Annotated in this window: 24 protein-coding genes and 1 tRNA gene; 1 reads left to right on the top strand and 24 read right to left on the bottom strand. The window is 42.7% G+C overall.

From position 1 onward, the window contains the following. The first annotated feature begins 3 nt into the window (after positions 1 to 3). Positions 4 to 75: transfer RNA gene (locus AAEO50_RS15690), tRNA-Glu, on the top strand. A 47-nt stretch (positions 76 to 122) separates the two neighbouring features. Here AAEO50_RS15690 and AAEO50_RS15695 read toward each other — a convergent pair. From AAEO50_RS15695 to rnmV, 24 genes are all read right to left on the bottom strand, one after another. After that, complete coding sequence (locus AAEO50_RS15695; RefSeq protein WP_341985243.1) at positions 123 to 596, bottom strand: DinB family protein; 474 nt, start codon at positions 594 to 596, stop codon at positions 123 to 125. A 145-nt stretch (positions 597 to 741) separates the two neighbouring features. Then, positions 742 to 1164: a S1 domain-containing RNA-binding protein gene (locus AAEO50_RS15700; RefSeq protein WP_341985244.1), complete on the bottom strand. Its 423-nt coding sequence runs from the start codon at positions 1162 to 1164 to the stop codon at positions 742 to 744. Between the two features lie 74 nt (positions 1165 to 1238). Continuing rightward, entirely contained in the window at positions 1239 to 1631 is a 393-nt protein-coding gene (locus AAEO50_RS15705; RefSeq protein WP_341985245.1) for an FtsB family cell division protein, read from the bottom strand. A 48-nt stretch (positions 1632 to 1679) separates the two neighbouring features. Next, positions 1680 to 2327, bottom strand: a complete 648-nt coding sequence (yabQ, locus tag AAEO50_RS15710; RefSeq protein WP_341985246.1) for a spore cortex biosynthesis protein YabQ — start codon at positions 2325 to 2327, stop codon at positions 1680 to 1682. Beyond that, the gene (gene yabP, locus AAEO50_RS15715; RefSeq protein ID WP_175989764.1) at positions 2324 to 2626 is read right to left on the bottom strand and encodes a sporulation protein YabP; all 303 of its coding nucleotides are present in this window, start codon (positions 2624 to 2626) and stop codon (positions 2324 to 2326) included. The genes yabQ and yabP overlap by 4 nt, the downstream gene beginning before the upstream one ends. An 83-nt stretch (positions 2627 to 2709) precedes the next feature. Further along, positions 2710 to 2979 carry an RNA-binding S4 domain-containing protein gene (locus AAEO50_RS15720; RefSeq protein WP_341985274.1) on the bottom strand — a complete coding sequence of 90 codons (270 nt, stop codon included), beginning with the start codon at positions 2977 to 2979 and terminating at the stop codon, positions 2710 to 2712. Between the two features lie 22 nt (positions 2980 to 3001). Next, positions 3002 to 4468, bottom strand: coding sequence for a nucleoside triphosphate pyrophosphohydrolase (mazG, locus tag AAEO50_RS15725; protein ID WP_341985247.1), 1467 nt, complete (start codon positions 4466 to 4468; stop codon positions 3002 to 3004). A gap of 9 nt (positions 4469 to 4477) precedes the next feature. Then, positions 4478 to 6100, bottom strand: a complete 1623-nt coding sequence (locus tag AAEO50_RS15730; protein WP_341985248.1) for a polysaccharide biosynthesis protein — start codon at positions 6098 to 6100, stop codon at positions 4478 to 4480. A gap of 183 nt (positions 6101 to 6283) precedes the next feature. Further along, on the bottom strand, positions 6284 to 6820 hold the full coding sequence (gene spoVT, locus AAEO50_RS15735; protein WP_341985249.1) for a stage V sporulation protein T: 537 nt from the start codon (positions 6818 to 6820) through the stop codon (positions 6284 to 6286). 701 nt (positions 6821 to 7521) lie between these two features. Beyond that, positions 7522 to 11055 (bottom strand): transcription-repair coupling factor, encoded by a 3534-nt coding sequence (gene mfd, locus AAEO50_RS15740; RefSeq protein WP_341985250.1) that lies wholly within the window; start codon positions 11053 to 11055, stop codon positions 7522 to 7524. A 165-nt stretch (positions 11056 to 11220) separates the two neighbouring features. Next, the gene (locus AAEO50_RS15745) at positions 11221 to 11451 is read right to left on the bottom strand and encodes an anti-sigma-F factor Fin family protein (protein ID WP_341985251.1); all 231 of its coding nucleotides are present in this window, start codon (positions 11449 to 11451) and stop codon (positions 11221 to 11223) included. An 85-nt stretch (positions 11452 to 11536) separates the two neighbouring features. After that, positions 11537 to 12094, bottom strand: coding sequence for an aminoacyl-tRNA hydrolase (gene pth, locus AAEO50_RS15750; RefSeq protein ID WP_341985252.1), 558 nt, complete (start codon positions 12092 to 12094; stop codon positions 11537 to 11539). A gap of 83 nt (positions 12095 to 12177) precedes the next feature. After that, positions 12178 to 12831, bottom strand: a complete 654-nt coding sequence (locus AAEO50_RS15755; protein ID WP_341985253.1) for a 50S ribosomal protein L25/general stress protein Ctc — start codon at positions 12829 to 12831, stop codon at positions 12178 to 12180. A gap of 357 nt (positions 12832 to 13188) precedes the next feature. Then, positions 13189 to 14148, bottom strand: coding sequence for a ribose-phosphate diphosphokinase (locus AAEO50_RS15760; RefSeq protein ID WP_341985254.1), 960 nt, complete (start codon positions 14146 to 14148; stop codon positions 13189 to 13191). 14 nt (positions 14149 to 14162) lie between these two features. After that, positions 14163 to 15536, bottom strand: a complete 1374-nt coding sequence (gene glmU, locus AAEO50_RS15765; protein ID WP_341985255.1) for a bifunctional UDP-N-acetylglucosamine diphosphorylase/glucosamine-1-phosphate N-acetyltransferase GlmU — start codon at positions 15534 to 15536, stop codon at positions 14163 to 14165. A gap of 513 nt (positions 15537 to 16049) precedes the next feature. Then, a complete protein-coding gene (gene spoVG, locus AAEO50_RS15770) occupies positions 16050 to 16343 on the bottom strand; it encodes a septation regulator SpoVG (RefSeq protein WP_172255667.1) in 294 nt (97 codons plus the stop codon). Positions 16344 to 16537: 194 nt separating this feature from the next. Further along, on the bottom strand, positions 16538 to 16912 hold the full coding sequence (locus AAEO50_RS15775) for a RidA family protein (RefSeq protein ID WP_341985256.1): 375 nt from the start codon (positions 16910 to 16912) through the stop codon (positions 16538 to 16540). 15 nt (positions 16913 to 16927) lie between these two features. Further along, entirely contained in the window at positions 16928 to 17764 is an 837-nt protein-coding gene (purR, locus tag AAEO50_RS15780; protein ID WP_341985257.1) for a pur operon repressor, read from the bottom strand. A 69-nt stretch (positions 17765 to 17833) separates the two neighbouring features. Beyond that, positions 17834 to 18688 (bottom strand): 4-(cytidine 5'-diphospho)-2-C-methyl-D-erythritol kinase, encoded by an 855-nt coding sequence (gene ispE / locus AAEO50_RS15785; RefSeq protein ID WP_341985258.1) that lies wholly within the window; start codon positions 18686 to 18688, stop codon positions 17834 to 17836. 218 nt (positions 18689 to 18906) lie between these two features. Continuing rightward, a complete protein-coding gene (locus AAEO50_RS15790) occupies positions 18907 to 19089 on the bottom strand; it encodes a small, acid-soluble spore protein, alpha/beta type (protein WP_341985259.1) in 183 nt (60 codons plus the stop codon). Between the two features lie 376 nt (positions 19090 to 19465). Further along, a complete protein-coding gene (gene veg / locus AAEO50_RS15795; protein WP_064091133.1) occupies positions 19466 to 19735 on the bottom strand; it encodes a biofilm formation stimulator Veg in 270 nt (89 codons plus the stop codon). 309 nt (positions 19736 to 20044) lie between these two features. Then, complete coding sequence (gene yabG / locus AAEO50_RS15800; protein ID WP_425383209.1) at positions 20045 to 20923, bottom strand: sporulation peptidase YabG; 879 nt, start codon at positions 20921 to 20923, stop codon at positions 20045 to 20047. A 315-nt stretch (positions 20924 to 21238) separates the two neighbouring features. After that, positions 21239 to 22117: a 16S rRNA (adenine(1518)-N(6)/adenine(1519)-N(6))-dimethyltransferase RsmA gene (rsmA, locus tag AAEO50_RS15805; protein WP_341985260.1), complete on the bottom strand. Its 879-nt coding sequence runs from the start codon at positions 22115 to 22117 to the stop codon at positions 21239 to 21241. Next, the gene (gene rnmV / locus AAEO50_RS15810; protein WP_341985261.1) at positions 22110 to 22670 is read right to left on the bottom strand and encodes a ribonuclease M5; all 561 of its coding nucleotides are present in this window, start codon (positions 22668 to 22670) and stop codon (positions 22110 to 22112) included. The genes rsmA and rnmV overlap by 8 nt, the downstream gene beginning before the upstream one ends. Positions 22671 to 22782: the final 112 nt, after the last annotated feature.

The following is a 22782-nucleotide window of genomic DNA, read 5'->3' on the forward strand; positions in this document are numbered from 1 at the left end:
TAAGGCCCGTTGGTCAAGCGGTTAAGACACCGCCCTTTCACGGCGGTAACACGGGTTCGAATCCCGTACGGGTCATATTTTAAAAGACTATTCATGAATGGATAGTCTTTTTTGTATGTCAATTATGCTTTTTCTTTATAGAGCGCCTCTTCAATCTGATTCTGATGATGTTTGTCGTGGCCCATGAAATCTTCAAAGAATTCCCTTAAAGTATAATGGTGGTCACCCACTTCAAATGATAGATCGAGTTCTTCCTCAGTCAGAGAATCAATATAAGCAAGGGTGGATTTTCTTGTTTCAATCCCTTCCTTCAGCAAGTGTTTATGAGTTATTTCATTATGAGCATATGCTGCTGCTTTCCGATTAAATTCCTCAAACTCTGGAAAGGCAGGAAGAACCGCTCCTTCTTGTAAACTTGGCAGCAAGATGTGTTCCAAGGAATATTGATCCCATTTAATGATATGCGACACATTTGCAGCTATCGACCATTTCCCTTCCTCCATCGGTGCGTACCACTTGTCTTCCTCTACGTTATTCAATTCATTCAGCCAGGATATAAAATAGTCATGATGATCAAGCAGTTCTTCTTTTTTCATCTAATGGCACCCCTTTAATTTATATACAAACATATATTCGGTGGGGTGCAGTGTAAATCCTCTTTTTATAAAAGAAAAAACAGGCACAAAATGAATGTGCCTGTTCCTGTCGTACAACCTGCTATATTAGTTAATAGACAGCAAGTTAGCCTCGTTTCGCTCCTCTTCCGCCGCGTCGGGATTCAGTGTTCTTCTTTAAAGATGACAGACGATCTTCACTGTCTTTCAAGAAGCGTGCCATCTTTTGTTCGAAGTTCTCCTTCGGACGTATATCACTTGGTTTGTTGTTACGCGGACGCTGAGGGCGCTGTTGGCGCTGCGGGCGTTGTGGCTGGTCTTTCGCTTTACGGATGGATAAACCGATCTTCCCATCGTTTTCAACATTAATAACTTTAACTGTTACTTCGTCGCCAACTTTAAGGTGTTCATTGATATCCTTAACATAGTTGTCCGCAACCTCACTAATGTGCACTAAACCAGTTGAACCTTCCGATAACTCCACGAACGCTCCAAAATTTGTAATGCCTGTTACCTTACCCTGTAACTTGCTGCCTACTTCGATTGACATAAAAGAAATGCTCCTCCTTAAAATGATAAAAGATAAACCATATTATATATTATAGCCAATTAAAAAAAAGAGTGTCAATAAGACACCTCTTCTTCTTTCTTCTTTTTCTCCGGTTCAGGGATATTAAAAATAATTTCGCCTTCATCGGATAAGAAGTAATCACGGCGTGCCAGCTTAGCGATGTATTCGTCATCATTAAGCTTGACAATCTCTTCTTCCAAGGCACTTTGGTGATCTTTCAGTTGTTCTAATTTATTTTCGAGATGTGCTTTTTCCGCGCGTTTTTCTTCTAACATTTGGGCTCTGGAAATGAGAGTCGAGATCAAAAATCCACTAATTGCCAGCACTAATACAAAAAATAAGGATAATCTTCGAACTAAACGCTTTTTTCTCTTAGATGAAGATTTATGTATATGCTCCTGATGACGAACATATTCATTTTCCATGGACGTTACGTTTTTCCTCATTCCCAAACCTCCTTTTGTACTAGAGACCTCAATAAGGGAAAAGGCGCTCTATTTCTTAAAGCGCTTTTTCACCTTATCTATGACTCTATATATTTTTTTGATATAAACCGTATAAATTCCTGCCATTTTATTATATAACTTCTCGACTCTTTTTGTAAGATGATTCGGCAATAAATTCCAAATACCTTTAACAATCCACCAAACCGGACTTAATACGAGTTTTATCGTCCATGTAATGATGGAATAAACCACTTTCAACAGGAAGGTCACGGCTTTTAAGAGCCCCCTCGCAATAGAAAGAACGAGCGTAATCAGTAAAACCACTAACCATTTTATCGGCGAATACAGTAACTTCTTCACCATTGAAACAAAGAAATTGTAAAGTGAAATGAAAAAAAGGATCAGTTTTTCCAGCAAATGAAGATATCTTTGTTTGAGCAGCGCCTGGTATCCGGCAAATCCGCAGAGCAGCGCAATGAAGATATAAAAACGAAGCTCCCCGAAGTTTACGGAAAACAAGGTATAAAAAATCGACAGCGCTTGAAAGACCCAGAATAATAGGTCGTTTATGAAAACCAGCCACCGTTTCCTCTGAGACCGGTTTAAAAACCGATTGTAGGTGTCTAATGACGCACCAAACAATGCTCCCATCCCGATCATTGAAAGCATGGTGTAAAACTGGGTTGTCAGAGTCATCGAAACAGCTTGCTAAAGAGCCCTTTAGCCTTCTCCGTATTGTGTTCATCCAAGTAAATCAGATCAAACACCTTTCCTTTTATCGAGACAATCCCTTTATCGACATCAAGATTTTTCATTTGCAGATTCTGCCCTCTTACTGACAGGATCCCCATGACCGTTTCAAGGAGGAATTCTTCGTTATCGAAGCTTTCCACCTGTTTGACGCCTGTAATATCAAGCAGCTTCCTGCCTCTCATGATGACATCATGTTCCTGGTAAGAAGTCTTGTCTTTGTTTCCGTCATAATATTGGTTCATATTTATCCCTCACATTCACATAGTACAAGCTTTGTACTATATGTATGTAGACAGGGCGGATTTAGAACAAAAATAAGACCGGCTTACTCCGATTCCTCTTTGATTCTTTCTTCAGAAATAACGGAATAGAGGCTCGATGCTTCTTCTTTTTTCGTTGTATCCAGAAGTCTTTCTACCTTTACCCTCATCACTTTTTGTCCAAACCTTACACTTAGCTCGTCGCCGACTTTTACATTGGAGCTCGCTTTGGCTTGCGTGCCATTTACAAGTATGCGGCCCTGGTCGGCGATTTCTTTCGCAAGCGTTCTTCTTTTGATCAACCTTGATACTTTTAAATATTTATCTAATCTCATCGATACCATTCATAAAACTCCCCTACTCGATATTTTTCTTTTTCGCTTCATTCCAGAAGGCATCCAGTTCCTCCAGAGTAAAATCGTCAAAGGTCTTTCCCGAGCTTCGTACTTTTTCCTCTACATAGGAAAAACGGCGGTAAAACTTCGTGTTCGTCATCGCCAGCGCTTCCTCGGGAAACACTTTGTAGAAGCGTGCAACATTGATAAGAGCGAATAAGATATCCCCAAACTCTTTCTTTATTGCGGTTTCACTATTATTCTCCACTTCTCTCTCGAATTCCTTCAATTCTTCCCGGACTTTAGCCCAGGCGCCTTTGACATCCGGCCAGTCGAAGCCGACCTTGGCAGCCTTTTTTTGATATTCGTATGCCTTTATGAGAGCCGGCATTCCCTTGGCAGTATCTTTTAGCATAGACACAGATTTTTCCGCTCCGCCTTTTTCCCGCTGTTTAATCTCTTCCCAGTTCGCTGTTACCTGCTTCGCATTTTCCACTTCTACCGTGCCGAACACATGAGGATGGCGGCGGACCATTTTAGAAGCGATGCTTTCAATTACTTCCTCCATCGTGAACATTCCTTCATCTTCACCAATCTGTGCGTGAAGCATGACTTGAAGGAGAACGTCTCCCAGTTCTTCAACGATGTGGTCAATATCATCTTCATCAATGGCTTCCAGTAATTCATAGGTTTCTTCAATCAGATACTTTTTCAAAGATTGGTGTGTCTGTTCCCTATCCCACGGACACCCGTTCGGTCCCCGCAGGGTGGAGATGATTTCCCGGAGCGTCCCATATTGCTTAAAGGAAGCTTCCATCCCTTTCACAGCAGGAACATAAAGACTCGTTAAATTACTGAGGTCTGCTGCACGGTCAAGTTCAACGAGTGGAATACGCTCCACTTTCTCGTCCTTGCTTCCTGCAGCGGTTACCAGTATCACTTCGTAATCATATGGATAAAGCTCCATCAGCGTAAGCTTCACTTCAGACGCGATAAAGGCGTCATACACCTGACCGATGATCAGCTGCTGGTTCATATGGATATCTTGAAGTCTCAGGCTCGTCCCATCCAATAATTGAAACCCATCGATCGGGTCTGCCCCGACAGATGCAAACAGTGCATCGATGAAACTTTGGCCGCCGCCGATTTTCACGTCAATCTTCCCTTGCCGGTGAAGCTCCAGTAGAAGCTGGACAGCCTTTTCAGCAACGAGCGGGTGCCCTGGTACGGCATAGACCAGCGGCATTTTCTCAGCATGCGACACAAGCACCTCTGTAATTTCTTCATACACCTGTTCAAATCGGTCATGCTTTTCATATATTTCATCGAAGGAATCAAAGACAACCCCTTCTTCTGCTAAATCTTTTACCACAGGATGTTCTTTTGTGCGTAAAAATAACATTTCACTATTTTTAATATGACGGTAGACGCCTAATGGCAACTGTTCTAAATCCCCAGCTCCCAAACCGACAATCGTAATGGTATTCATATGATTCTCCTATCTGCTTTTTAAAATTGGCTGTATTTTCTCCATAAGCCTCACCCACTTGCTCCCAAAGGGCAGAAAGCTTAGCTCTTCCTGACTCAGCACTCGACCTCTTAATAAAACAACAATAAACACGGCACCGCCAATGAGGACTCCTCCCAAAGAGAAGAGGACTGCCATCTCACGTTCAGGCATCCCGGCAGTCAAAACCATCCCATACAGAAGCATCAACCCTTGAAGCACAAGAGTCATCGCAGATCCGCTTACGAACAGTGTTTTATAAAATGAGGGATCGATCAGTCTGATCGGGAAAATCTTTTTCAACCGCAGAACCATCAGAAGCGTGATCACCGCCAAGGATGAAATGGTTGCAAGAGACGCCCCCATCGTCCCAACGGCAGGAACCAGGATTGCATTCCCTGCATACTTAAGGACAACTCCTGCAATGATACAGCCCGCCGGATAATAAATGCTCCCGATTCCCTGGAAGATCCCTGCAAACGTCAAAATCAGGCAGCTGAAAAAAATCGAGATGCAAAAAACGGCAATCACACTTGAACCGGATGCGTTCTCAAACAGCATCGTGTTCGTCGGGACAATCAGATTGATCAAGCCAAGCGACGCCGCAAACCCTATGATGATACTGATCTTCAACGATAATTGACTGTATTCTCTCACAAGGGACTCTTTTTTACTCATATACGCACTGGTCACCAGAGGAACGATGGTCAGAGAAATGGAAGTGGCGACTACATTCCCCAGTTGTACAAAAGGCTGACCGCGGTCATAGATTCCTTTCCACTTCTTTGCCAGATTTTCTTCCATTCCCGATGAGGTTAATAACGCGTACAGATTTAGTGAATCGATGAATTGAAGAAGAATCAGCAGCATGGCACTGACGCATATAGCCGTCCCGTCTTTCAACAATCGTTTCCAAATGGAGAGGTAATCCTTTGAAAGAGTAAAGATTCCTGATGTCAAAGCTTTCTCTTTTTTCAGCACCATAAAGAATATCAGCACGATGATTCCTGCTATTCCTCCAGTAATGGACCCGAATAGCGCACCGTTTCCAACCGTGTACAGAGAGTAGCCCTGGGCAACCAATACGGTGGAAAATAACAGAATCGTCACAACCCTGATACTTTGTTCTGCCACCTGTGAAACAGCGGTCGGGAGCATGTTTTCTTTTCCTTGATAATATCCCCTCAATGCAGAAAGGGGGGGCAGAAGCAAAAATGACAGGGAAATGACCTGGATCAGGGGCATGAGCTTCTGATCTCCCATCCACCCTGCAATCATGTCTGCGCCGAAATAAATGAGCATAAACCAAACCAAGCCGACGATGCACAAAAAAAGGAAGGAGGTCAGGGCTACATCCTTTGCCCCTTCTTCATCGTCCTCTTCAAGCTTCTCAGCAACAAGCTTTGAAATAATAACCGGAAACCCGTATGTGGACAGCGCAATCGCGATTCCGTAGAAAGGGTATACCTGCTGATATATATAAAAACCGATATCTCCAACGATATTCTGAAAAGGAATCCGGTAGACTGCGCTTAGTATTTTCGTCACCAGCGCAGCCATCGTCAACACCATGGCTCCCTTAAGAAATTGTTTGGAGGAATACTGCTTCCTCACCGAATTTCCTGCCTTTCTATCTAAAACTTCCAACGACCAAGCCTATGTATAATCTATTGTCATTTTATCATATATCCAGAAGAGCGGAAGGGCTTTGCCCAGAGGCGGACAAAGAAGAGCTGAATGGCATGATTGTCCTTCTCCTTCAAAAAAAGAAGAGTGGCGGCTGCCACTCTCTTTACATTATGATTCCATTTGTCTTGCTAAGAAGCCAGCTGCCGTTTCCACTGCCTTTTGTTCCACTTCTCCAACGGTACGATCCTTTGAGAAAATAGCAACGGCACCAATTGGATCTCCATTTGCTACTATCGGAGCGATCGTATAGGAATTCAATTCTTCATCATGACCCTCAACAAGTTCTGCTTGTCCCTGCTGAGTGTGTAAAAATGATGAACGATCATCCATAACTTTTTCAATTGTTTCACTAACGTTTTTGTTCAGATATTCTTTCTTTGAAGCTCCAGCAATAGCGATTACTGCATCACGGTCGCTAATCAGGACCGCACTTCCTAAACTGTCGTATAATGCTTCGGCATATTCCTTTGCAAAATCACCAAGTTCACTGATAGGAGAGTATTTCTTTAAGATGACTTCCCCGTCACGATCAACGAAGATCTCAAGTGGATCTCCCTCGCGAATCCTTAACGTTCTGCGAATTTCTTTCGGAATAACAACGCGTCCTAAATCATCAATACGACGAACAATTCCAGTTGCTTTCATCTATAGTTGCCTCACTTTCATCAGATGATTTTTATTTAGCAAGGCATTCATTTGTTTTGAATACTTTGCCATTGTTGAGTTTAGTATCTTACATCTTAGAAGTTCTATACACATTCAGTTATTTTTTCTGTAATTTCACTAAAATGCTAGTGCAGGTTACTTTTTCCAAAGTTGGCAGCTGCATTAATACTAATACCCCTATCATAGTAAAATAAACCAGTAAACGCGTTTACAGTTCAGTTACAATGTGATAACGAATATTGAAATTAAATGTCGAAAAATCATCTGATTGTATCGAAAGTAAAGGCCTAAATTGATGATTTAACCCCGGTGTTAATCACCGCTTTTGATTTCCGTGCAAGACTTCGCTTTCCGCGGGCGGTTGGTGAGCCTCCTCGTCGCTGCGCTCCTGCGGGCAGAAAAGCGGAGGCGGCTTGCCCAGAGGCGACAAGCATAAGTCAAGAAAGCCGGAAGGCGTTTTTTGCCTTTTGGCTTTCTTGACTTATGACCTCGAGCCTCTAGCCGCCGGAGCTGGACAAGTCTCACCTAACGCGCTTTTCCCGCAGGAGTCTTCGTCTTGCACTCCAATCAAAAGCTGAATAATAGTTATATATGGCATGTATTTTCAAAACGATCCAAGAATCAAAAGTTAAAGTTATCAAATAGTCAACTTGATTCTTTATTCAAGAACTAATAGTTCATCATGAAACTGTATTTTCTTCTTTTAGTGCTGTATCCAGGTTTTTGATGATGTCATATGCCATGTGGAACCATTTTGATGTGTCCAGGCGTGCTGTGTTGATGGAGATTTTTAATTTGGATCCTTCCATTCCAAGGCCAACGGCACGTCCGTGTTTGCTGCAAAGATCGAATACTTTGGATCCGTCGATGCGGCCGGTTCCTTCAGGGGACATATAGATATTGACGGTTTTCTTTTCTTGTTTGATTGTTTCTAAATCCGTATTTTTGGCAAATATCTTCATTTCGGAAATAAGGAACAGATAATCCACTTCCTTAGGATATTCTCCGAATCGGTCAAGCATTTCTTCCTGCAGTTCTTCTATTTGAGGAAGGGAAGACAGCGAGCGGAATCGTTTGTACATCTCGATCTTCTGATGTCCGTCCTTGATGTAATCATCCGGGATATAGGCATCCACTTCAATATCGACTTCAAACGTGGAGGCAGGCTCTTTAGGAAGATCTCCCTTCCTCTCCTCGATCGCTTCTTTCAGCATTTGGGAATAAAGGTCAAATCCGACGGAGTCGATGAATCCATGCTGCTGTGCACCGAGCAGGTTCCCTGCACCCCGGATGGACAAGTCACGCATGGCAATTTTAAATCCGGATCCAAGCTCTGTGAATTCCTTGATCGACTGCAGACGTTTTTCAGCTACTTCCGTCAGCACTTTATCTTTCCGGTACGTAAAGTACGCATAGGCCACCCTGTTCGAGCGTCCTACCCGCCCTCTCAGCTGATACAGCTGCGATAAGCCCATCCTGTCGGCGTCAAACACGATGAGTGTGTTTACATTTGGAATATCAACACCTGTTTCGATGATGGTCGTCGTGACGAGTACATCATATTCTCCCGCCAGAAAGCTTAAAATCACCGCCTCCAGCTCACCTTCACTCATTTGCCCATGAGCGTAAGCAATTCTTGCATCAGGGACGAGCATCGAGATTTCATCTGCTTTACGTTCAATATCTTCTACTCGGTTATAAAGAAAATAAACCTGTCCGTTACGCGCCATTTCCCGTTCAATCGCCTCTTTAATCAACGGGCCATTGTACTCCATGACATACGTCTGTACGGGGAATCGGTTCTCTGGCGGTGTTTCGATGACAGACAAATCCCTCACCCCGAGCATCGACATATGAAGGGTACGGGGAATCGGAGTTGCCGTTAAGGTTAATACGTCGATATTTGTTTTAAGCTGTTTGATCTTTTCTTTATGGGTTACACCGAAGCGCTGTTCTTCATCGATGATCAACAGTCCGATATCGCGGTATACGATGTCCTTAGATAACAGACGATGCGTACCGACAACGATATCCACCGTTCCCGTTTTCAGCCCTTTGATTGTTTCCTGCTGCTGCTTTCTTGTTCGGAAGCGGCTTAATAGACCGATTTCAATCGGAAAGTCCTGAAAACGTTCTTTAATGGTTTCGTAATGCTGCTGAGCCAATATGGTCGTTGGTACAAGGAATGCAACCTGCTTTCCATCCGCAATCGCTTTAAAGGCAGCACGGATGGCCACTTCTGTTTTCCCGTATCCCACATCACCGCACAACAAGCGGTCCATCGGGCGTTCCTTTTCCATGTCATGCTTGATTTCATGGATGGATCTCAATTGATCATCCGTCTCTTCATAAGGAAAGGCTGTTTCGAAATCACGCTGCATATCACCATCAGGGGAAAAGGCGTATCCTCTTGCAGCTTCACGTTCTGCATAAAGCTTGATAAGATCGTCGGCAATATCCTGTACGGAGGATTGAACCTTGGATTTGACCTTTTTCCATTCACTTCCTCCTAATTTATAAAGCTTTGGTTCTTTACTTTCAGATCCTACATATTTCTGGACAAGCTCGATTTGTTCTACCGGAACATACAGTTTATCGCTGCCTTGATATTTGACGTGCAGATAATCCTTATGAACGCCGTTGATTTCGAGCGTTTCCAATCCTAAATACTTACCGATCCCGTGGTTAACATGAACCACGTAATCTCCGACCTTCAGCTCCGAGTAGCTTTTGATTCTTTCAGCATTTGAGAGTTTTTGCCTTCTCGGTTTCTTTTTTGTTTTTTTATTGAACAGTTCTTCTTCGGTTATGACAGCAAGCTTCTGCATCGGCAGTTCGAATCCATTCGTCAAGCTTCCATTGATCATTTGAACCTTGCCTTTTAGTAACTTTGAAGGGTCTTCCACAAACACAATTTCGATTTTATAGTCATCGAGTACACGCTGAAGTTTCTTGACGCGATCTTCATCCGGGCCAAGCAGAACGACGGTGTATTTTCCTTTTTTCCAGCGATCCAGTTCTGCCTTCAGAACATTCATCTGCCCATGAAAATTCTGCATTGGTTTAGCCGAGACATTGAAAATGTTCTGCGGGCTTGTATTCGGGATATGTCGCAGAAACAACGAGAAATAGACCTTAGGCAGCTTCGTATTTGCTGTTAAGGATTGAAATTTATGAGAAACTGAAAGTTCATGAATGATTTGTCCATCCTGCAGGAGGGATGTATACCATTCAGCTTCTTCCCTCTCCAGGGAATCACTCATCTCGAGGATCCTGCTGTATTCATCAAAGAAAATCACACTATCGTCCGGTAAATAGTCTAGCAAACTACTAGGTGTATCGTAGGCAAGTGAGAGATACTTAAAGATTTGCTCAGGTATCTGTCCATTCCCGAGCTGCTCGATCTCGTGTCCTATGTACTCCGTGAGCTTTTCTTTCACGCTGTCCGTCTTGATTTTTTTTAGGCTCTTGGACATGCCCGATTCAATCTTTTGAATCAAGCTCCCCATACCCTCATAATTCATCAGCACCTCTGAAGCAGGACCTACTTCAATGGTCTTCAGCTTATCAATGGATCGCTGATCATCCACCGAAAATGTGCGGATAGAATCGATTTCCGTATCAAATAACTCAATTCGTACAGGATTTGGAAGGGTTAACGGATAAATATCGATAATTCCACCGCGCAGACTGAATTCCCCTGGAGTACTGACCATTCCCGCACGCTGATATCCCATTTGAACCAACTGATTCAACACATCATCAAGATCAATTTCTTCTCCATACGTAAAGGTGATCTGATTTTCTGCCCAAAGCTGTTTCTCGGGAAGAATCTTTCTTAACCCTGCAACAGGCACGATGTACACGCCTTTTTGATTTTTTGAGAGTTTATTCAATACTTCAATTCGCTGGGACCGGAGCTCTGGACTTGCTACGCTCATTTCCGCTGCAATCAGTTCATTGGCAGAGTACAGATAGACTTCATCTTCAGAAAGAAACTGAATCAGGTCATCGTATATTTTCTGTGCTTGAAATAAATTATGGGTAACCACCATGGTGGATTTCTTTGTCTTTACATAAACATCCGCTATATAAGCAGTACGCGAAGAACCTGTCAGTCCCGCCACAAGCTGTTCGGATAATTGTTCCTCAATTCCGGTGATAAGGGATTGAAGTTCTTCGCTCTGGTGAATTTGATTTAATATACCTTTCAAGAGTACGCTCCTCCCCGTGGATCTTTCTATATCTGTCGGTTCACTATTTTCATAAACTTTATTCATTACTAATCATAACAATGAATGGATATTCTATATAATTAAACAGAAAAATGCTTTGGTTCTGCTACCAAAGCGTTGTTACTTTTGAATGCTATAAATCACTTACTGAATGATATAATCCAGTTGGTGATAATCCGGATTTCTTTCCAGGCTTTCCTGGCAATCTTCACAGATTGTCCGAACGTGGATATCTCCATTGTTCTGATATTGAATCATATGCAAACGTTCTTCCTCAGTCAATTTATGAATCCCCAGCTGTTCTGAGTGAACTGACTTATCGGAAATCGTCCCTACTGTTGTTCCGCAATGACGGCAATGATAGTGGATAGCCAATTGATATCCCTCCATTTACATTTATACGATTAGTATGAACGTAATAGAAGGGAGTTATTCAGTTGGCCATTTTCTTTTACTTGTTTTAATTGAATTTATTCATGACTTCAAGAAACGGCTTATCAAACCATGTTTCACATGCATCGACAGAGTCGGAGATGACCTTGTCCAATTCGGCCTGGTCTTCCTTGTGGAATTTACCCAATACATAGTCAGGTACACTCATGCCGTTTGTCGGACGGTCGATGCCCACTCGTATGCGGTTGAAGTTCTGGGTGCCTAAATGGGCGATTGTGGACTTGATGCCATTATGACCGCCTGCACTGCCTTTCTGGCGCAGTCTGATTTTCCCTACAGGCAAGTCAAGATCATCATATATGACAAGCAGGTTTTCTTCATCTATATCGAAATAATCCATTAACGGGACGATGCTTTCTCCTGATAAATTCATATATGTAAGCGGCTTTAATAGAACGATTTTCTCTCCTTTATAATGATAGGTACCGAAGACCCCTTTAAATTTTGATTGATTTAAAGGTACCCCTAACCGCTCTGCCAGTGCATCCACAATTACAAATCCGATATTGTGTCTTGTTTTTTCATATTGGGAGCCCGGGTTTCCGAGTCCGACAATCAATTTCATACTTCCACCTCATTCTGACCTGTTACTTCTAGGATAAACGTAAAAAGCGCAACCTGCAAAAGGTTACGCTAAAAAAGTTCATTTTATTCTTCAGAAGACTCGCTTTCCTCACTGGCTTCAGTTTCCCTGCCTTCTTCGTTCTGAGGAACGCCTTCTTCCTGCTCTTCACCAGTCGAAATTTCTTCTTCTTGTCTAGGAGCCAGGATAGAAGCAATCGTACGGTCATCTTCTTCGTTCAATGTAACACTGTATTTATCACGTACATCCGCGATGGTCACCGTGTCACCCACTTGAAGCTCTGAAATATCCACTTCGATTGATTCAGGGATGTCTGAAGGCTTCGCTGTGACAGATACTTCATGCAGCGGCTGCTGCAGTACTCCGCCGTCTTTCACTCCCGCAGCCTCTCCTGTAAGCTCAATGCGAACGTCTGCATCAATTTCCTGAGACATGTTAACCGCAAGGAAGTCCACGTGTGTAATTTGGTCCTTGATATGATCTTGTTGGTAATCACTTAAAATGACATTTTGTTTATTGCCGTTGATGTCTAAAGAAATGATTCCGTTTCTTCCTACTTCACGAATTGTTTTAATGAACGTGATTGCGTCGATAGCAATAGGTGTATTTTCTGTTTTATAGCCGTACACAACACCAGGGATATTTCCGCTGTGTCTAAGCTGAGTTAAAGCTGAACGCTTAAAATCATCTCTCGTATTTGCTTTTAATTCTGTTGCCATGTTAAATCCAACACCTTCCCTAATCATATAATTGTCGAGTTCTATATATAGTAATTACCCTATTAGCAAGGGGAATAAACATGTGAATTTCAGTTTGGTTAAAACTTGTCAGGGAATCGGCTTCTATATGCCGCTGTTGATTTCCGTGCAAGACTTCGCTTTCCGCGGGTGACCCGTGAGCCTCCTCGGCAAGCCTGCGGGGTCTCACATTAGTCACTTCTCCCGCAGGAGTCTTCGTCTTGCACTCCAATCAACAGCTGGAACGGTCCATATTTTATCCTGGATTACTAAAAAGAACCCGCCTTCTCATGTTGAGAGGACGGGTTCTTTTTACAGCGCAAACACTGATATTAATTCTTAATCGAATAATGTACTTACAGATTTTTGTTCGTATACACGGATGATTGCTTCGCTGATGAGCTGAGCTACTGATAGCTGCTTGATCTTGCCGATCATTTTCTCTTCAGACAATGCAATTGTGTTCAATACCACTAACTCTTTAATATTGGAATTCTCGATGCGCTCGATTGCAGGCCCTGAAAGAACAGGGTGTGTACAGCAAGCGAACACTTCTTTCGCTCCGTTTTCCACTAAGGCATTCGCCGCTAATGTAATAGTACCTGCAGTATCAATGATATCATCAATTAAGATTGCTACTTTGCCATCGATATTACCAACGATATTCATGACTTCTGCCACGTTAGGCTTAGGACGGCGTTTATCGATGATTGCAATCGGTGCTTTTAGGCGTTCTGCAAGTTTACGAGCTCTAGTTACACCGCCATGGTCTGGAGATACAATAACGATGTCTTCATTTTTCAAGCCTTTTTCTTGGAAGTACTCAGCTAAAATTGGCACACCCATTAAGTGATCAATCAAGATGTCGAAGAAACCTTGGATTTGAGGAGCATGTAGATCCAGTGTGATGACACGTGTTGCTCCTGCAGTCTCCAACAGATTCGCCACAAGCTTAGCCGTGATCGGCTCACGTGCTCTTGCTTTACGATCTTGGCGTGCGTAGCCATAATACGGCATCACGATCGTAATCGTTTTGGCAGACGCGCGTTTTAATGCATCAACCATGATAAGCAGCTCCATCAGGTTTTCATTAACAGGCTGAGAAGTGGACTGAATAACGAAAACGTCACAGCCGCGGATACTTTCTTCAATATTAATCTGTATTTCCCCATCACTGAATCGTTTAACAGAAGATTTACCTAATTCAACACCAACTTCATCCGCGATTTCTTTCGCCAGTTCATGGTTCGAATTAAGAGAGAATATTTTCAACTTAGAATTAATATAAGAGTTTGGCATGGTGGACCTCCAGTTTATTTCTTATGATTAAGATTTTGTACATAATTTTCTTTATTGACCTGGCGAGCTCTCGCAATTGATAGCGATTCTCCTGGAACATCTTCAGTAATCGTTGAGCCGGCTGCGATATAGGCACCCTTTCCAACCTTCACAGGTGCTACTAAATTGGAATTACATCCAACGAATACTCCGTCTTCAATCTGTGTAAGATGCTTGTTCTTACCGTCATAGTTGACTGTAATTGATCCACAACCGATATTGACGTCGCTTCCTACCTCGGCATCACCGATATAGCTTAGGTGAGATGCTTTACTTCCTTTACCGAAGGCTGCTTTCTTGATCTCAACAAAGTTCCCAATCTTCACTTCATCCGCAATCGTCGAATCCGGACGAATGTGAGCGAACGGTCCGATTTGCACATCAGAACCGATGGCACTATTATGGGCTACTGATTGCTTCACAACCGTGCGATCGCCGATTGTTGAATCCATCACTTCCGTGTTCGGTCCGATGAAAGAATCCTCCCCGATCGAAGAGTTTCCTTTGATCACCGTGCCAGGCAGAATCACAGTGTCCCTGCCGATGGTCACTCCCGCATCAATATATGTGTTGGCAGGATCTTGGATCGTCACGCCATTTCTCATATGCTGTTCATTGATGCGTTTCTTCATTGTCGTCTCTGCTTGAGATAATGCAACACGATCGTTTACGCCAAGTGTTTCATCGAAGTCGCTTGTTTGATAAGCACTGACAATCTCGCCCTCCGTTTGAAGGATTTCAATAACATCCGGTAAGTAATATTCACCCTGAACATTGTCATTTGATACTTTTTTCAGCGTATTGAATAATGCTTTATTATCAAAGCAATACGTACCTGTGTTTATTTCTTTTACTTTTCTTTCTGCTTCAGACGCATCTTTGTGTTCCACGATGCGCTCCACCAAACCTGAATCATTGCGGATAATTCTTCCGTATCCATCAGGAGATTCTGTGTGCCCGGTCAGAATGGTCGCTTTTGCACCTTGTTCTTCATGATGCTTCACGAGCGCCTCCATCGTTTCTCCCTTGATTAGGGGAGTATCCCCGCACACAACCAGAGTTGTACCATCTAAGTTGCCCAGGACATCTTCTGACTGCATAACCGCATGAGCTGTGCCCAGTTGTTCTTCTTGAAGAGCAAAGTCACTTTTGCCTTCCAAGTGAGATTTCACGAGTTCTGCGCCATGTCCGATGATCGTAACGGTCTTCTCTATATTTAATGTTGAAATTTGGTCGACCACATGTTCCACCATAGGCTTACCGCATACAGGATGAAGAACTTTGTATAGCTTTGATTTCATTCTTGTTCCCTGTCCGGCAGCTAATATAACGGCATATCTTTTTGTCATTTTTGGTCCTCCAATAACCTTTTTATCCATAACGAATATATCCTAAAAGCTCTTTCATTTCAAGGATAGAGAAAAATATACATATATTTGTCAAGTAATAGGTGCTGTTTATATTTTACGTACAAAAAATTAGTTTTATATTAATAAAGATTTTGCTGTAAATGCCGCTATTGATTTCCGTGGAAGACTTCGCTTTCCGCGGGCGGTTGGTGAGCCTCCTCGTCGCTGCGCTCCTGTGGGGTCTCACCTAACACGCTTTTCCCGCAGGAGTCTTCGACTTCCACTCCAATCAACCGCTGGAACGGGTAATAATAGCATAGGTATTTAAAGGGTAATTTACTAGCTGTCATCAATGGACTAAATATACTGTGTAGAGTTTACCCTTTCCACTAATAAAAAAATAATTGAAATTAATTTTAAAAAGAGGTTTCGGGATGGGATTATTGGGGTAATAGGAAGGAAAGAAAAAAAGAGCACTACTGTGGAAGTAGGCTCTTGTTGTAATAGATTCTTTTAGGAAGCGCCAGCTTCTTCTAACTCCACTTCTTCAAGCTCACCTAGACGGTGATACTCTGATAGCACAGCATCTTGTATCTTGCCGCGGGTACCGGAGTTAATCGGGTGAGCGATATCACGAAATTCCCCATCAGGAGTACGTTTACTTGGCATCGCTACGAATAAGCCATTGTTCCCATCAATTACACGAATGTCATGAACAACAAATTCATTATCCAGCGTAATAGATGCAATCGCTCTCATGCGACCATCGGTGTTCACTCGGCGTAATCTTACGTCAGTTACTTCCATTCTGTTCACCACCTTTTTCCCTAGATGAAATCTACTGTACATATTCAACGAAATTATTAGATATTCCTTCTTTAAATGTAAAATTTTTTGAAAAATTTTATTTTTCACTTTAATCGTCATATGTTTCTTTTGGCCTAATGCTGAAATAAGGGCATCTTTGAGAGGTCCAAACAAATAAAAAACACCCGTGAAGATTACTTCACGAGTGCGATTACTTCGATTTCAACCTCTGCATCTTTTGGCAGACGGGCAACTTCGACACAAGAACGGGCTGGCTTGTGTGCATGGAAATACTCCCCGTATACCTCATTGATGGCTCCGAAATCGTTCATATCCTTAATGAATACAGTGGCTTTTACTACCGTCTCAAGTGAAGCTCCTGCTTCTTCCAGGACAGCTTGAAGATTTTGAAATACTTGATGTGTCTGAGCTGCCACATCTCCTTCAATCATTGTTCCTTCTGCCGTTAATGGAATCTGTCCTGAACTGTAGAATACATTATTCACGATGATCCCTTGAGAATATGGCCCAATTGCTGCAGGTGCTTGATTTGTTGAAACTACACGCATAGTAACTGCCTCCCTTTATGATAAGAATGTCAGATTGGATTGAAAGTAATTTCCTTCTTTCAAGGAAATTTGCTTATTCTTTTCATTCACATCAGATAATTTTAAAAGTGATACATAATCATCCACTAATCGTTCTTCCGCATTTTCCGATTCCACCAAGACACCGATCCCTGTTAACGTCGCTGAGAATTCTTCAAGAAGGTTCTTCATCCCGTTAACCGTTCCTCCGGCTTTCATGAAATCGTCGACCACCAGTACTTTCGAGCCTTCCTTCAGGCTTCTTTTGGAAAGAACCATCGATTGAATTCTCTTGGAAGATCCGGATACATAATTAATACTGACCGTTGAACCTTCCGTCACGCGGCTGTCCCTTCTGACGATGACGACAGGCACATTCAAGTATGCTGCGATGGCATTTGCAATCGGAATCCCTTTAGTGGCAACAGTCATAATGACGTCAATTTCTTTTTCAGCGAATGCCGAGGCAAGGAGCTTCCCTACTTTTTTCATCAGTAATGGATTTCCTAGCAGATCGGTCATGAATAAGTAGCCCCCGGGAAGAAGGCGATCCGAGCTTTCCATGTGCTGGCAAAGTTCCTCAATCACTTCTTTCGCTTCATTGCTATTTACCTTAGGGATATACTTGACTCCCCCTGCCGCCCCCGGTACCGTTTGAACAATTCCTATCCCGCGTCCTTCGAAGGTTTCTTTTACAATCGTCAAATCTTCACTTATGGAGGACTTGGCAGAACCATAACGCTCAGAGAAAAATGTCAAAGGTACAAGTTGGTGAGGACGCTCTGCTAAGTAATGAGTCATATCGATCAATCGTTCACTACGCTTAAACTTCACCAAAACTACCTCCTAAATCCGAATATTGTAATGTAAATATATCATTAATATACGGATTTAAGCAAGGTGCTATTCACCGAGCATGCGCACTGCAAATACTTGATCACAAAATCCTCTCAACCCATTATAGATTCGATGAAGTCTTGATTCATATTGCACTAATCCATATACGGTCGGACCGCTTCCGCTCATCAATACCGCATCTGCTCCAAAGCGTTCCATCTGGTCCTTTATCTGTGCAACTTCAGGGTACATATCAAGGGTCACTGACTCCAGCACATTCCCGAGATTTGCACAGATGTCACTGTATGAACTACGGTTAAGCGCGGAAATCATCGCTTCAGTATTGGGATGCTGAATATTGGATACATCTAAGTTTCTATATACATCCGCGGTCGAAACACCTATCGTCGGCTTAGCCAGGATAACCCAACAGTTTGGAGGGGCTGGTAAATGTTCAATCTTTTCCCCTCTACCTGTCGCAAGTGCTGTACCCCCATAGACACAGAAAGAAACATCCGATCCGATTTCCGATCCCAACTCAGCGAGCTCGTCCAAACTAAGACCTAAATCCCACAGGCGATTCAACCCTTTCAATGTGGCAGCAGCATCACTGCTTCCACCCGCAAGGCCTGCAGCAACCGGAATCACTTTATCGATGGAGATCGCAACTCCCTTTTTGATATCAAGTCTATCCTTCAACAGCTGCGCAGCTTGATAGGCAAGATTTCTTCCATCATCCGGGACAAACCGATTGTGAGAAAGGATGTTGATCGTGTCATCTGAAAGATTCGTGAGTTCAATTCGATCTGCTAAATCAATGGTTGTCATAATCATCTCAACCTCGTGAAATCCATCGGGACGTTTATGTAAAACATCAAGTGATAGGTTAATTTTTGCCGGCGCCTTCACTAATAACCTCATTTCATCACCTTCTTACCATACTCTTTTCACTTATTGTATCATACACTTCTTGTGGAAGTGCCATCATCTTACGATACTCATACAAATATGATATTTTACCACGTTAACGGAGAATAGAAAAGTCGTCTTTATGTAAAAAGGATCATCTCATATCAACGCTCATGAGATGATCCTTTACTGGTACTGAAAAAAGGCAAGCCACTCCTAAAAGAAAAGAACTACCGGCTGTTTCTGGATGCCAGCTGCCCGCTGGCACGTTCCACAGCTCGTTTCACCATGTTTCCGGCTTCTCTTGAGGTGATACCGCCCCAGCCGTCTTTCTGTACAACATCATAGAACCCAAGTTCTTGTGCGAGTTCTTCTTTTAATTGATCAGACATGATTCCTCTTCTTCTGCTCATTGTTTTTTCCCCCTTTGGATGTACCATATGTTTAATATGTGTTGGGAAGGATAAAACATTACTAGGGTGTGAAAACCATATTTAGAAGTATTTTTAGGCAAGGACTTTTGAATACGCTTATGATTTCCGTGCAAGACTTCGCTTTCCGCGGGTAGCCCGTGAGCCTCCTCGTCACTTCGTTCCTGCGGGGTCTCACATAAGCTACTCTTCCCGCAGGAGTCTTCGTCTTGCACTCCAATCAACCGCTGGAGCCGGTTTGAATCAAAATAAATCCTTTAAGAAGGTGCTACTCCTGCCTTTTAAATCCATACGATTGTTCAAGAAAAGGCGAAAAATAGACCTTTTAGACAAATAAAAAAGCAGCAAACAAATTTGTTTACTGCTGGCTAAAGATGATACTTCCTGTTGCTTCATCATAAAATGTTAATTGAACTGTCTCAGTGAGAACATCTGCATAGCTGTAAGAAACTCGTTCAAACGCATTCTCTTCTTGGTCAAGCTGTACCACAAATACAGAAGGATACGTTTCGGCTAGAACGCCTGAACGTTCAATTGTTTTTCGACGTCCACCGTTTGCTTTAAGCATTAAACGTTTCCCGAGATTCGAATCAAGGGATCTTTTAATGTCGGCTAATGTTTTTGGCATTTCGCTTCCACCTCACTGTATAAAATTATAACACATTATGTAATTTAAGTCAAATAAATTTATTATTTTAACAAGAAGTTTAATTACCTGTCAATATATTTTATTCAACAAAAAATACGTTTTTTCTACAATATTACCTTTCCCTGGTAATTGATAAATTATGTAAACTCTTTTTATTAGGGGCAAACCCTTGCCAATGGCAGATTGATCCAATAGATGATCTGTTTACCCGCCTGACTCCCTGGACAAAAATAAACCCTGCAATCCATACCGCAATTGCAAGGTTTCAATCTTTATGTCGAAAAGTCTCTACTCCTCTTCTTCGATTTTAAAAGGCATTCCAGTCCGTAACACACCTTTAGTCTCCACACCGCCGAGCCCTTTATCTCCAGTCAGCGTATTGCGGATCACATCCCATACATTGACGGAATCCTTAAAAGCCGTGTAACTGATTTTCGCAACAATATATACCGGGTCAAGGGCGTGAATATTGACTCTTGAAGGCGAGCTTGCAAAATTCGCACCTGCATGAATCAGGGATTCAAAATGAGACTGACAGGCTCCTGCAAAAATAACGAGCTGATCCAAATGAGGATATCTTCTTCTCACTTCCCTTACCGCTTGAACAAAATATTTGGAATGCCGGTAAGCGTTAATATCCGACTTTAACCCCTTGGCTTTGGAGTAGGCATCGTGACCTGTTATCACCACAATATTGGGTCTGTATTTATCAATGAGGGGGCCAATTTCATTTGGCATTTCTGTCTCACTGCAATGAACACCCTTCACTGGCACTCCGATTCTCTCATAAAGATCTAGACACTTTCGTAAATAGCTGGGATCTCCATCAAGATGAAGAACTTTACCGGGAACCTGGAAATAGTTAAACTCATCTCTATAAGCATTCGTCATTGTATATTCTTGCTTTCGCTTAAGGAGCTCAATATCCTGTCGAAACAAATCAAAAGACTGTTCTTCCTTCGAACGAAACTCTTGAATGATCCGATCCTGCTCTCTAGGGTCCATCTTCTTCAAATCATGAAAAGGAGCATCCGCTATTAATCGATAATCTTCCCCGTAAAGTACAGCCGTTCTCACCCCGTCTATCATGCGAATATCAATGACTCTGAACAAGATATCACACTTATACGAAAGACGGCCTACGACATCATTGATTTCGATTTTCACATCTGTCACTCCCATGGACGTACATTCATTAAGCGGGACAGGAAAAAGCAAAGAAAGGGCTGACGCCAACCGATTCTTTTTCACGTCCCAATTGCCCTCTCACGCTCTCCATTTTCTAAAAGTATTACTCCCTTTGATAACCTATGCAGGGTATGGGTGTTGGGTGTATGTAAATGTCAGGGGGATTTCCTCGGAGAAAGTCCAGACAGCAATCCATCAAATTCAGGATTGCTCAACATAATCTTTGTCTTCAATTAAAAAACTGTCCCCCGAAATCATTCCTGATTCCAAAAGACAGCTTTCGAATATAGTTATTTAATTAAAATGCGGATATAGCGCATCGCTCAATGCACCGAACTCTTGAATCGATAAAGTCTCTCCGCGTCTTGACGGCTCCACTCCCGCTTTCGACAACGCTTCTAGGATGAGTTCTTTCTTTTCTTTTCCATGTGGCAGCTGACTGGTCAGATTGTTCAGTATCGTTTTTCTGCGCTGTGCAAAGGAAGAACGGGTCACCGTAAAGAAGAAATCTTCATCGATCACTTCCACCGGCGGCTGTTCTCTCTTCGTCAAACGGATAACGGCCGAGTCTACATTCGGCTGCGGCATAAATACCGTTTTAGGTACCGTCATGACCATTTCAGCTTCTGTGTAGTACTGAATCGCGATGGATAAAGACCCGTATTCCTTTGTCCCGGGTTTAGCAGAGATCCGGTCTCCGACTTCCTTTTGAAGCATGACACAGATTCCCCTGATCGGCAGGCGTTCCATCAAGAGCTTTAGAATGATGGGCGTGGTCACGTAATACGGAAGGTTTGCCACAACCATAATATCATCATATCCTTCAAACTCTTCCTGGATGATCGACTCTACGTCCGCTTCTAAAACGTCCTTATTGATGATTTTCACATTGTCATATGGAGACAATGTATCTCCTAGAATCGGAATCAGTCTTTGATCGATTTCAAAGGCGACCACCTTGCCTGACGTACGTGCAAGGTGTTCTGTGAGGGCACCGATGCCCGGTCCTATTTCAATGGCTGCAGTATCCTTCGTGAGGCCTGCATGCTCGGTTATATTCCGTAAAATATTGGGATCGATCAGGAAATTCTGACCGAGGCTCTTTTTAAAAGAGAATCCGTATTTTCCAAGTATCTCTTTTGTACGCAGCGGGGTGGCGATATCTTTATGCATTGGTTTCCTCCTGAATAATTTCCATTAGCGCACGCTTGAATTCATCCTTCTGGATATTGAACATCATCAAACGCTTATGAAGCTGTTTACCATTAGTGTATCCGATTCTAAGCTTCTCACCAAGTGCTATTCTTCTATCCTTGGACTGCGGACTCCCGATAAGTCCTGCTGTGACTAAATCATCCTTTGTAATAATTTCTTCTGCGTCATCTTCAATCATGTGAGCTTCCCGGAGGGCTTCCCTTATCACCTCAGGGGAAGCATGCTCCACACCGATTCCCCTCCCGGCCTTTGGGAGGGCATCTTTTTTGTGAACAAAGGCATGTTTGCAGCCAGGGACAGCCTCACTCACGATCTTCCGGATGCGTTCACCCGGGAAATCTGGATCTGTGAAGATGATGACACCTCTTTTTTCCTGGGCATGTCTTATTTTTTCAATGGTGACTGCAGAAACCGCCGAACCGTTTGTTTCAATCGTATCGGCTGAAACGGCCCGCTGGATGGCCACCGTGTCGTCTTTTCCTTCTACGACAATGATTTCTTTAATTTTCATAAAACCTCCAAAAAGTTGAAACTTATTTTTCGTTACGTTCGTCTAATAAGTAGAGTTCAATTATTTTATTATATCTAAATTCTTTAACCGTTTATACAGTACTGTTTTCTAA

The organism is Rossellomorea oryzaecorticis, assembly GCF_038405515.1.
In the GTDB taxonomy this organism is placed as follows: domain Bacteria; phylum Bacillota; class Bacilli; order Bacillales; family Bacillaceae_B; genus Rossellomorea; species Rossellomorea oryzaecorticis_A.